The following is an 11,136-nucleotide window of genomic DNA, read 5'->3' as shown; positions in this document are numbered from 1 at the left end:
AGGCTTAGTTCACCTTAGCGTTCAACTCACCTTTCAAATACCGCTGATACATCGCCTCCAACGAAACCGGCTTGATCTTCGAAGCATTACCGGCGGTACCAAACGCTTCATAACGCGCGATACACACATCACGCATGGCGGTCACGGTGGCGCCGAAGAATTTACGTGGGTCGAACTCGCTCGGGTTGGTGGCCATCAGGCGACGCATTGCGCCGGTGGAGGCCAGGCGCAGGTCGGTGTCGATGTTGACCTTACGCACGCCGTACTTGATGCCTTCGACGATCTCTTCAACCGGCACGCCGTAGGTTTCTTTAATGTCGCCACCGTACTGGTTGATGATCGCCAGCCACTCTTGCGGGACCGAGGACGAACCGTGCATCACCAGGTGGGTGTTGGGGATGCGTTTGTGGATTTCCTTGATGCGGTCGATGGCCAGTACGTCGCCGGTCGGTGGCTTGGTGAACTTGTAGGCGCCGTGGCTGGTGCCGATGGCGATGGCCAGGGCGTCAACTTGGGTCTTCTTCACGAAGTCGGCGGCTTCTTCGGGGTCGGTCAGCATTTGGCTGTGATCCAGCACGCCTTCAGCGCCGATGCCGTCTTCTTCGCCGGCCATGCCGGTTTCCAGGGAACCCAGGCAACCCAGCTCGCCTTCAACCGACACGCCGCAGGCGTGCGCCATGGCCACGGTTTGTTGGGTCACGCGTACGTTGTAGTCGTAGTCGGTTGGGGTCTTGCCGTCTTCGCCGAGGGAGCCGTCCATCATCACCGAGCTGAAGCCCAGTTGGATGGAGCGCTGGCACACGTCAGGGCTAGTGCCGTGGTCCTGGTGCATGCACACCGGGATGTGCGGGAATTCTTCGATCGCGGCGAGGATCAGGTGACGCAGGAACGGTGCACCGGCGTATTTGCGCGCACCGGCGGAAGCCTGGACGATCACGGGGGAGTCGGTCTTGTCAGCGGCTTCCATGATGGCGCGCATCTGCTCAAGGTTGTTGACGTTAAAGGCTGGGACGCCGTAGCCGAACTCGGCTGCGTGGTCCAGCATTTGACGCATGCTGATAAGTGCCATTGTGTTGTCTCTCCCGGTCGAGGGTCGTTAATCGTGCAAGCCTGCCGTAGCGGCGGCTGCTATTCAAGTTATTGCCGGCCAGGTTTTGTAGGCCTGGCCTGCTGAATCGTTATTGCAGTGTCAGGTTCGCAACTTATGTCACTTTGGAACCGGATTTACTGTGGGAGCGGGCTTGCTCGCGAAAGCGGTATGTCAGCTAACACATGCATTACAGACCCACCGGCTCCCACATTTGATTTTCATTGATCTCACTATTGGGCCTTGCAGCCACGCCCAATCAAATCATCGGTGGCAACCCAGTAAACCAGGCCTTCCTCACCTTTTGTGTGAAACGCCAATTGGTCGTTGGCATACAGCACGCCCGAGGCAGCGACGTCCTGTTTAAGGCGATAAACCTGATCGGAGCCGCCTAGGCGCACGTCCACTTCAGATTTGGCCGGGTTAGCAAAACGCCAGTTGACCTCGGCCTTGCTGTCGCAGGTCCAGGTGGTCCACTTGTCGGCAGTTTCTGCCTTGTTGAACATGCTCATGCTGCTGCAGCCGGCCAACAGGGCCAGGGCTGCCAGGGCGAAAACGCCTTTCATTGCCAATCCTCGTGAGGCGACCGATGGCCGCCAGTTGATCAGACCCGTCAAGGGCAACCCTGTTCCTGACCGTTGGGCGCGGAGTCGTATTGCTCCAGCCGCTCGTTGCCAAGGCGCTTGTTAATCACCGGCATGGTCTCGGCTTGCCAGTCAGCCTGGTAGCAGCTTTTTTTCGGCTGCGCTCCAGGCTTTCCAGGCTCAGGCGCCGCGCTTGGCGTGCTACCGCAGCCGACCAGCAGGCCCGCTGCAATCACCAACGCCAATGACTTGATCATGGGAATACTCCTTTTCCGGATCACGCGCCTTAACCTTTGGCTCGGGTTTCCAACACTTCAACGGCAGGCAGCACTTTGCCTTCGACGAATTCAAGGAATGCGCCGCCACCGGTAGAAATGTAGGAGATCTGATCAGCAACGCCATATTTATCGATGGCGGCCAGGGTGTCGCCGCCGCCAGCGATGGAAAATGCCGAGCTTTCGGCGATGGCCTTGGCCAGCACTTGGGTGCCGTTGCCGAACTGGTCGAATTCGAACACGCCAACCGGACCGTTCCACAGGATGGTCTGCGAAGCCTTCAGCAACTCAGCGAAATTGGCTGCAGTTTGCGGGCCGATGTCCAGGATCATATCGTCGTCGGCCACGTCGGCGATGAGCTTGACGGTGGCTTCGGCGCTTTCAGCAAACTCCTTGGCAACCACCACGTCGACCGGCAATGGCACGCTGACTTTGGCGGCAATGGCGCGGGCGGTGTCGAGCAGGTCCGGCTCGTACAGGGACTTGCCCACCGGGTGACCGGCAGCGGCCAGGAAGGTGTTGGCAATACCGCCGCCGACGATCAACTGGTTGCAGATGGCGCTGAGGCTGTTGAGCACGTCCAGTTTGGTGGACACCTTGGAGCCCGCCACGATGGCGGCCATCGGTTGCGCCGGAGCCCCCAGCGCCTTGCCCAGTGCATCCAGTTCGGCAGCCAGCAACGGGCCAGCAGCGGCGACCTTGGCGAACTTGGCCACGCCGTGGGTCGAGCCTTCAGCGCGGTGGGCAGTGCCGAACGCGTCCATCACGAACACGTCGCACAACGCAGCGTATTGCTGGGCCAGTTCGTCGCTGTTCTTTTTCTCGCCTTTGTTGAAGCGCACGTTTTCGAACAGCACGATGTCGCCGGCTTTAACGTCGATGCCACCCAGGTAGTCAGCCACCAGCGGTACGTCGCGGCCCAGGGCCTTGCTCAGGTAATCGGCGACAGGCTTGAGGCTGTTTTCGGCGGAGAACTCACCTTCGGTCGGGCGACCCAGGTGGGAGCAGACCATCACGGCCGCGCCTTTTTCCAGGGCCAGCTTGATGGTCGGCAGCGAGGCCAGGATTCGCGCATCGCTGGTGACAACACCGTCCTTGACTGGGACGTTGAGGTCTTCGCGAATCAGTACGCGCTTACCTTGCAGATCGAGGTCGGTCATCTTCAACACGGTCATGGGTCGCAGTTCCTGAATTACTGTTGAGGTTGTTTGGAAGCTATTTGCAGATAGTGCTCTGCAACGTCGAGCATTCGATTGGCAAAACCCCATTCGTTGTCGAACCAGGCCAGGATGTTTACCAGCCTGGGGCCGGAAACGCGGGTCTGGCTGGCATCGACAATCGCCGAATGCGGGTCATGATTGAAATCACAACTGGCGTGGGGCAACTCGGTGTAGGCCAACAAACCTTTGAGCGGACCGCTGGTGGCGGCGTCGCGCAGGATTCGGTTGACCTGCGTCGCATCGGTGTCGCTGACGGTCTGCATCGTGATATCCAGACAGGACACGTTCACCGTCGGCACCCGTACGGCTTTGGCCTGGATTCGCCCGGCAAGTTCCGGCAGCAGTCGCTCGATCCCGCGCGCCAGGCCTGTAGACACCGGAATCACTGATTGAAACGCCGAACGCGTGCGGCGCAAGTCTTCGTGATGATAGGCGTCGATCACAGGCTGGTCGTTCATCGCCGAGTGAATCGTGGTGATCGACACGTAATCCAGGCCAATCGCCTGATCCAGCAGGCGCAACAGCGGCACGCTGCAGTTGGTGGTGCAGGAGGCGTTGGACACCAGCAACTCGGCGCCGGTCAAGCAATCCTGGTTGATGCCGTAGACGATGGTGGCATCCACGTCCGCCTCACTGGCCATCGGCTGGGAAAACAGTACACGCGGTGCGCCGGCGTCGATAAAACGCTGGCCGTCGGCGCGGGTGTGATAGACACCGGAGCACTCCAGCACCAGGTCGACGCCCAGCGCTTTCCAGTCGATACCTTCGGGGGTGGCACTGCGCAAGACTTGCACGCAGCTGCCATTAATATGCAGACAGTCGCCCTCAACCCGCACTTCGCCGGGGAACCGGCCGTGGGTGGAGTCAAAGCGTGTCAGGTATTCGATGCTGGCCATGTCGGCCAGATCGTTGATCGCGACAATTTCAAACCCGGCTGCCGCCCCTCGCTCGAACAGCGCACGCAAGACGCAACGACCAATGCGGCCGTAGCCGTTGAGTGCAACTTTGTAGGGACGCGGTTGGGGCATGGGGTTCTCGATTACCGTGGGTAATGGGGTGAATGTGCCGCCGCCTTCGCGAGCAAGCCCGCTCCCACATTAGATTGCATTCCAATGTGGGAGCGGGCTTGCTCGCGAAGAGGTCAGTACAGCCACCTCAATCTACAGCCTTAGTCTTCCAGCAGCTCTTCAGCCTGACCCAGGATGTTTTCCAGGGTAAAGCCAAACTCTTCGAACAATGCTGGCGCCGGCGCCGACTCACCGTAGGTGGTCATGCCGATCACGCGGCCTTCCAGGCCCACGTATTTGTACCAGTAGTCGGCGTGCGCCGCTTCGATAGCGATACGCGCGCTGACCTGCAACGGCAATACCGACTGCTTGTAGCCCGCGTCCTGGGCTTCGAACACGCTGGTGCACGGCATGGACACGACGCGTACGTTGCGGCCTTGCTCGGTCAGCTTGTCGTAGGCCTGAACGGTCAGGCCCACTTCGGAACCGGTGGAGATCAGGATCAGCTCCGGCTCGCCAATGCAGTCCTTGAGCACGTAGCCACCACGGCTGATGTCGGCGATCTGCGCGTCGGTACGCACTTGGTGCTGCAGGTTCTGACGCGAGAAGATCAGCGCCGAAGGGCCGTCCTTACGCTCGATCGCGTGCTTCCAGGCCACGGCGGATTCGACGGCGTCGGCTGGGCGCCAGCAATCCAGGTTCGGCGTGGTGCGCAGGCTGGTCAGTTGCTCGACCGGCTGGTGCGTCGGGCCGTCTTCGCCCAGGCCGATGGAGTCGTGGGTGTACACATGGATCACACGCTTCTTCATCAGCGCTGCCATACGTACGGCATTGCGCGCGTATTCCATGAACATCAGGAAGGTTGCGCCGTAAGGCACCAGGCCGCCGTGCAGGGACACGCCGTTCATGATGGCGCTCATGCCGAACTCGCGCACGCCGTAGTACATGTAGTTGCCGCTGGCGTCTTCAGCCGAGACACCTTTGCAGCCTTTCCACAGGGTCAGGTTGGAACCGGCCAGGTCAGCCGAACCGCCGAGGAACTCAGGCAGCAGCGGGCCAAAGGCGTTCAGGGTGTTCTGGCTGGCTTTACGGCTGGCGATGGTCTCGCCCTTGGCCGCAACTTCGGCGATGTAGGCCGAGGCTTTTTCCGAGAAGTCGGCAGGCAGGTCGCCAGCGAGGCGGCGAACCAGCTCATTGGCCAGCTCTGGGAATTCGGCGGAGTAGGCAGCAAAACGCTGATCCCACTCGGCTTCGGCCGCCAGGCCTTTTTCCTTGGCGCTCCACTCGGCGTAGATGTCGGCCGGGATGTCGAACGGGCCGTGGTTCCACTTCAGCGCTTCACGGGTCAGGGCGATTTCCGCGTCACCCAGTGGGGCGCCGTGGCAGTCTTCTTTACCTTGCTTGTTCGGCGAACCGAAGCCGATGGTGGTCTTGCAGCAGATCAGGGTCGGCTGCGCGCTCTTGCGGGCGGTGTCGATGGCAGTCTTGATCTCTTCCGGATCGTGGCCGTCGACATTGCGGATCACCTGCCAGTTGTAGGCTTCGAAACGCTTAGGGGTGTCATCGGTGAACCAGCCTTCGACTTCGCCGTCGATGGAGATGCCGTTGTCATCGTAGAAAGCGATCAGCTTGCCCAGGCCCAGGGTACCGGCCAGGGAAGCGACTTCGTGGGAAATGCCTTCCATCATGCAGCCATCACCCAGGAACACGTAGGTGTGGTGATCGACGATGTCGTGGCCAGGACGGTTGAATTGCGCGCCCAGGACTTTTTCAGCCAGTGCGAAACCTACGGCATTGGCCAGGCCTTGGCCCAGGGGACCGGTGGTGGTCTCGACGCCTGGGGTGTAGCCGAACTCCGGGTGGCCCGGGGTGCGGCTATGCAACTGGCGGAAGCTCTTGAGGTCATCGATGGTGACGTCGTAGCCGGTCAGGTGCAGCAGCGAGTAGATCAGCATCGAGCCATGGCCGTTGGACAGCACGAAGCGGTCACGGTCGGCGAACGACGGGTTGCTCGGGTTGTGTTTCAGGTAATCACGCCAAAGTACCTCGGCGATATCCGCCATGCCCATCGGGGCACCGGGATGGCCGCTGTTGGCTTTTTGCACGGCATCCATGCTGAGGGCACGAATGGCGTTGGCACGCTCACGACGGCTGGGCATCGCTGATCTCCTGAGGTTTGAATATAAAGAAACGGAAAAAAGGACCGGCATTTTCCCTCAGCCACCGCTTGCGGGCAATGACAGATAGTCACTTGGGCGGTTTTTCCTGTGCTTTGGACGCCAATCCCCTGCATAAACCTTTAACCGGTTCGTCTAAAGGTTATAGCGGCTGCTTGTAACCACCACTTATCGACCAATATCAAAACTTTTTGATATTGGCCTTGCGGGGTTATCCACCCATCACTAGACTGCTGGCCTTATGAATCTACCGATGCCCTCACTGCGCCCCGACGACGGCGATGAACTGGCAGCCTTGTGCAAGGCCGCCGGCGATCCTCTGCGTTTGAACGTATTGCGCGCGCTGACCAACGATTCCTTTGGCGTACTGGAACTGGCGCAGATCTTCGCCATTGGCCAGTCCGGCATGAGTCACCACTTGAAGGTATTGGCCCAGGCCGACCTGGTAGCCACCCGCCGCGAAGGCAATGCGATTTTCTACCGCCGCGCCCTGCCCCACACCGAACTGCTCGGTGGCAAGCTGCACGCCGCCCTGCTTGAAGAAGTGGACAGCCTGGAGCTGCCGGGGGATGTGCAGTCCCGCATCGGTCAGGTCCACGGGCAGCGGGCTGCCGCGAGCCAGGATTTTTTCGCACGGGTTGCCGACAAGTTTCGCGCCCAGCAAGACCTGATTGCCGGCCTTGCCCAATACCGCGACAGCGTACTGGCGCTGCTCGACAAGCTGAGCTTCAGTGATGAGGCCACGGCACTCGAAGTCGGCCCAGGCGATGGCGGTTTCCTGCCGGAACTGGCGCGGCGTTTTCACCAGGTCACGGCGCTGGACAACAGCCCGGCGATGCTCGAACTGGCGCGCCAGCTCTGCGAGCGCGAGGCACTGGGCAATGTCCGCCTGCAACTGGCTGATGCATTGAATAGCACAGCGATTAAAGCCGACTGCGTGGTGTTGAACATGGTCTTGCACCATTTCGCCGCCCCCGCCGACGCGCTCAAACAAATGGCCGGGTTGCTGCACCCCGGCGGTAGCCTATTGGTTACGGATTTATGCAGCCACAACCAGAATTGGGCCAGGGAGGCCTGCGGTGATCTCTGGTTGGGTTTTGAACAGGACGATCTGGCCCGTTGGGCCACCGCTGCGGGACTCGTTCCCGGGGAAAGCCTCTATGTAGGTTTACGTAATGGTTTCCAGATCCAGGTCCGCCATTTTCAGCGGCCGGCTGGCGACACTCACCATCGGTAAAATCAGGAAAACATCGAGATGAGCGAATACTCCCTTTTCACCTCCGAGTCCGTGTCTGAAGGGCATCCGGACAAAATCGCCGACCAGATTTCTGACGCGGTGCTGGACGCCATCATTGCTGAAGACAAGTTCGCCCGTGTGGCGTGCGAGACTCTGGTGAAAACCGGTGTAGCGATCATCGCTGGCGAAGTGACCACCACTGCCTGGGTTGACCTTGAGCAGATCGTTCGTGACGTGATCACCGACATCGGCTACAACAGCTCCGACGTCGGCTTCGACGGCGCGACCTGCGGCGTGATGAACATCATCGGCAAGCAGTCCCCGGACATCAACCAGGGTGTCGACCGTGCCAAGCCGGAAGACCAGGGCGCCGGCGACCAGGGCCTGATGTTCGGTTACGCCAGCAACGAAACCGACGTGCTGATGCCAGCACCGATCACCTTCTCGCACCAACTGGTGCAGCGCCAGGCCGAAGCCCGTAAATCCGGCCTGCTGCCTTGGTTGCGTCCGGATGCCAAGTCCCAGGTGACCTGCCGTTATGAGGGCGGCAAAGTCGTCGGTATCGACGCTGTGGTTCTGTCGACCCAGCACAACCCGGACGTGTCCTATGCTGACCTGCGCGAAGGCGTGATGGAGCTGATCGTCAAGCACGTGCTGCCTGCCGAACTGCTCAGCAAAGACACCCAGTTCCACATCAACCCGACTGGCCAGTTCATCATCGGTGGCCCGGTAGGCGACTGCGGCTTGACCGGTCGCAAGATCATCGTCGACAGCTACGGCGGCATGGCCCGTCACGGCGGTGGCGCGTTCTCGGGCAAAGACCCTTCCAAGGTTGACCGTTCGGCGGCCTACGCCGGTCGTTACGTGGCCAAGAACATCGTCGCTGCCGGCCTGGCCGAGCGTTGCGAGATCCAGGTTTCCTACGCTATCGGCGTGGCCCAGCCTACGTCGATCTCGCTGAATACCTTCGGCACCGGCAAGATCGGCGATGACAAGATCGTGAAACTGGTGCGCGAGATCTTCGACCTGCGCCCTTACGCGATCACCACCATGCTCGACCTGCTGCACCCGATGTACCAGGAAACCGCAGCCTACGGCCACTTCGGTCGTACCCCTGCGCAGAAGACTGTCGGCGACGACACCTTCACCACCTTCACCTGGGAAAAAACCGACCGCGCCAACGACCTGCGGACTGCCGCCGGCCTGTAATCGCTCCCGGCACACAAAAGCCCTGCCGGGTTCGCCCGGCGGGGCTTTTTATTGCGCGGCAACTCGCGCGATGACTTTCACATTTTTTGGATCCAAATCTTGCAGGCACAATGATGGCGCTCTAGAATCCGCGCCCTCTCGGGCCCTCTACCTTATTTGGATATTGCCCTGCGCCAGCCCGGGATAGACACGTGCGCAGGCAATCGAACATTGAGGTTTTTCATGCGCATCTCCACGCTCGCCCCTGCCGCTCTTCTGCTCAGCCTGTTCGCCCTGCCAGTAAACGCCGCCGACCTGAGCGCACTGAGTGGCGCCCTGGGCTCCCAACTGGGTGGCGGCAATTCCGGCGACTGCCAGAAGCAATCTGCAGACCTGCAAACCAAGATCGATGCCGCCGAAGCCCAAAAGGACAAGATGAAAGTGAAGGCTTTCAAAGCCGCGCAGGACCAGATCAACAAAGGTTGCAACAAACTCTCTGAAGCCCAAGCCAAAGCCGACGCCAAGCAGCAAAACCAAGAGGCCAAGGCCGATAAGCCCGACGCAGTGAAAGCCCTGGGCGGGCTGTTCAAGTAAATAGAAACACCCAGTAAAAAGCCTCGCACTGCCGGGGCTTTTTTGTGCCCGCGCGGATCATTTAGGCTGGGCACCCTTTCCGAGCAAGGATGCTCATGATGCGTTCATTATTTGCCCTTTTACTCAGCGCACTACCCTTCTGGGTGTGGGCCGAAGGCTGCCCGGACGAAGCCCGCTCGCAGGTCGACACCTTGGCCGAACAGATCCGCCAGTGGGATGACAGCTACCACCGGCTTGGCCAATCCCCGGTCTTTGATGAACTTTACGACCAGGCGCGCCAGCGCTTGGCTCACTGGCGTCGGTGCTTTCCCGAGCCCACTGCGACGCCCGACAACCCTCTCGCGAGTTCACGCGGCACCCTGCCTCACCCCGTTGCCCACACCGGCCTGGAGAAACTGCTGGATGAACAGGCAGTCGGTAGCTGGCTGGGTACGCGCGAGGATGTATGGATTCAACCCAAGGTAGACGGTGTTGCAGTGACTGTGGTGTATCGCCAGGGGCGACTGAGTCAAGTCATCAGCCGAGGCGATGGCGTCAAGGGCCACGACTGGTCTGCCTCCGCGCGCAAAATCCCCAGCATTGTCCAGCAATTGCCAGCGCCCATCGACGTGGTGCTGCAAGGCGAACTCTATTGGCACCTCGACGACCATGTGCAATCGGCAAGCGGAGGGCTTAATGCCCGCAGCAAGGTGGCCGGGCTGATGAACCGCAAACGATTAAGCGACACCGACGCCGCCGGCATTGGTCTGTTCGTCTGGGCCTGGCCTGAGGGGCCGGCAGGGTTCAGCGAGCGCCTGGCCACGCTGGCAAGCTGGGGTTTCACCGATAGCCGGCGCTACAGCCAGCCCATCCGCGACATCAACGAAGCCACGCACTGGCGTGCCTATTGGTACAACCACCCTCTGCCGTTCGCCAGCGATGGGGTGGTGTTGCACCAGGCGCAGCGCGCACCCGCCGATCGCTGGCAGGTCAGCGCGCCCTACTGGGCGGTTGCCTGGAAGTACCCGGCGGCCAAAGCCTTGGCGCTGGTGCGTAAGGTGCAATTCAAGATCGGCCGCACCGGGCGCGTGACCCCCATGCTGGAGTTGGAACCGGTGCGATTGGATGACCGGCAGGTCAGCCGGGTGAGCGCGGGCTCATTGAAGCGCTGGCAAGCGCTGGATATCCGCCCCGGTGACCAGGTTTCCATCAGCCTGGCGGGCCAAGTCATTCCTCGGTTGGATGAGGTCATTCTGCGCAACACCACAAGGGCGGAGCTGCCAGTGCCCAACCCAGGAAAATTCCACGCGTTGAGCTGCTGGCAACTGGACCCCGGTTGTGAAGAACAATTGCTGGCACGCCTTACCTGGCTGAGCGGCAACGAGGGCCTCGCTTTGCCACACATCGGCCGCGAGACCTGGAACGTATTAATCCAGGCCGGTCTAATCGCAGGCTTTCTCGATTGGTTGACCCTGGATGCGGCAGAGCTTGCTAACATTGATGGCTTCGGTGATCGCAGCCGTGCGCGAGTCCTCAAAAGCCTTCACAGCGCGCGGCAACGGCCCTTCGCACAATGGCTCAAAGCCTTGGGTGTACCGCCTGCGGCACGTAACAACCTGGAAGGCGACTGGCAGACGCTGGTCGCCAGAGATACCCAAGCCTGGCTGGCCATCGACGGCATCGGCCCGGGCCGCGCAGCGCAATTGAGCGCCTTTTTCCGCGACCCGCAAGTACAGGCCTTGGCAGACACATTACGCGCGGCCGGCATCGACGGGTTTTAGACCCCAG

At 60.8% G+C, this 11,136-nt stretch carries 10 protein-coding genes; 4 read left to right on the top strand and 6 right to left on the bottom strand.

Annotated elements, in window-relative coordinates; all coding sequences use genetic code 11:
- Positions 1-4: 4 nt before the first annotated feature.
- The 6 genes from fba to tkt form a co-directional block, all read right to left on the bottom strand.
- Complete coding sequence (fba, locus tag AACY30_RS11025; protein ID WP_076953202.1) at positions 5-1,069, bottom strand: class II fructose-bisphosphate aldolase; 1,065 nt, start codon at positions 1,067-1,069, stop codon at positions 5-7.
- Between the two features lie 251 nt (positions 1,070-1,320).
- Positions 1,321-1,653, bottom strand: a complete 333-nt coding sequence (locus AACY30_RS11020) for an MliC family protein (protein ID WP_339540294.1) — start codon at positions 1,651-1,653, stop codon at positions 1,321-1,323.
- Positions 1,654-1,700: 47 nt separating this feature from the next.
- Positions 1,701-1,928 (bottom strand): hypothetical protein, encoded by a 228-nt coding sequence (locus AACY30_RS11015; RefSeq protein ID WP_339436135.1) that lies wholly within the window; start codon positions 1,926-1,928, stop codon positions 1,701-1,703.
- A 29-nt stretch (positions 1,929-1,957) separates the two neighbouring features.
- Positions 1,958-3,121 carry a phosphoglycerate kinase gene (locus AACY30_RS11010; protein ID WP_339415308.1) on the bottom strand — a complete coding sequence of 388 codons (1,164 nt, stop codon included), beginning with the start codon at positions 3,119-3,121 and terminating at the stop codon, positions 1,958-1,960.
- A gap of 17 nt (positions 3,122-3,138) precedes the next feature.
- Positions 3,139-4,194: an erythrose-4-phosphate dehydrogenase gene (epd, locus tag AACY30_RS11005; RefSeq protein WP_339415307.1), complete on the bottom strand. Its 1,056-nt coding sequence runs from the start codon at positions 4,192-4,194 to the stop codon at positions 3,139-3,141.
- A 140-nt stretch (positions 4,195-4,334) separates the two neighbouring features.
- Positions 4,335-6,332, bottom strand: a complete 1,998-nt coding sequence (gene tkt, locus AACY30_RS11000; protein ID WP_339436136.1) for a transketolase — start codon at positions 6,330-6,332, stop codon at positions 4,335-4,337.
- Positions 6,333-6,591: 259 nt separating this feature from the next.
- Between tkt and AACY30_RS10995 the strand changes: the two genes are divergently transcribed.
- The 4 genes from AACY30_RS10995 to ligB all read left to right on the top strand — a co-directional run bounded on the left by AACY30_RS10995 (position 6,592) and on the right by ligB (position 11,129).
- On the top strand, positions 6,592-7,587 hold the full coding sequence (locus AACY30_RS10995; RefSeq protein ID WP_339415305.1) for an ArsR/SmtB family transcription factor: 996 nt from the start codon (positions 6,592-6,594) through the stop codon (positions 7,585-7,587).
- An 18-nt stretch (positions 7,588-7,605) separates the two neighbouring features.
- Positions 7,606-8,796: a methionine adenosyltransferase gene (gene metK, locus AACY30_RS10990; RefSeq protein WP_049711157.1), complete on the top strand. Its 1,191-nt coding sequence runs from the start codon at positions 7,606-7,608 to the stop codon at positions 8,794-8,796.
- 222 nt (positions 8,797-9,018) lie between these two features.
- A complete protein-coding gene (locus tag AACY30_RS10985; RefSeq protein WP_049711156.1) occupies positions 9,019-9,369 on the top strand; it encodes a DUF1090 family protein in 351 nt (116 codons plus the stop codon).
- A gap of 95 nt (positions 9,370-9,464) precedes the next feature.
- Positions 9,465-11,129 (top strand): NAD-dependent DNA ligase LigB, encoded by a 1,665-nt coding sequence (gene ligB, locus AACY30_RS10980; protein ID WP_339540293.1) that lies wholly within the window; start codon positions 9,465-9,467, stop codon positions 11,127-11,129.
- Positions 11,130-11,136 lie beyond the last annotated feature (7 nt).

The sequence above is a fragment of the Pseudomonas sp. RA_5y_Pfl1_P24 genome (assembly GCF_963970945.1).
Classification (GTDB): domain Bacteria; phylum Pseudomonadota; class Gammaproteobacteria; order Pseudomonadales; family Pseudomonadaceae; genus Aquipseudomonas; species Aquipseudomonas tritici.
This window is presented reverse-complemented; position numbering and strand designations above follow the sequence as displayed.

Bases quoted from the DNA above. Each gene is read 5' to 3' on its own strand.
- fba (WP_076953202.1), bottom strand. From the start codon at position 1,069: ATGGCACTTATCAGCATGCGTCAAATGCTGGACCACGCAGCCGAGTTC.
- AACY30_RS11020 (WP_339540294.1), bottom strand. From the start codon at position 1,653: ATGAAAGGCGTTTTCGCCCTGGCAGCCCTGGCCCTGTTGGCCGGCTGC.
- AACY30_RS11015 (WP_339436135.1), bottom strand. From the start codon at position 1,928: ATGATCAAGTCATTGGCGTTGGTGATTGCAGCGGGCCTGCTGGTCGGC.
- AACY30_RS11010 (WP_339415308.1), bottom strand. From the start codon at position 3,121: ATGACCGTGTTGAAGATGACCGACCTCGATCTGCAAGGTAAGCGCGTA.
- epd (WP_339415307.1), bottom strand. From the start codon at position 4,194: ATGCCCCAACCGCGTCCCTACAAAGTTGCACTCAACGGCTACGGCCGC.
- tkt (WP_339436136.1), bottom strand. From the start codon at position 6,332: ATGCCCAGCCGTCGTGAGCGTGCCAACGCCATTCGTGCCCTCAGCATG.
- AACY30_RS10995 (WP_339415305.1), top strand. From the start codon at position 6,592: ATGAATCTACCGATGCCCTCACTGCGCCCCGACGACGGCGATGAACTG.
- metK (WP_049711157.1), top strand. From the start codon at position 7,606: ATGAGCGAATACTCCCTTTTCACCTCCGAGTCCGTGTCTGAAGGGCAT.
- AACY30_RS10985 (WP_049711156.1), top strand. From the start codon at position 9,019: ATGCGCATCTCCACGCTCGCCCCTGCCGCTCTTCTGCTCAGCCTGTTC.
- ligB (WP_339540293.1), top strand. From the start codon at position 9,465: ATGATGCGTTCATTATTTGCCCTTTTACTCAGCGCACTACCCTTCTGG.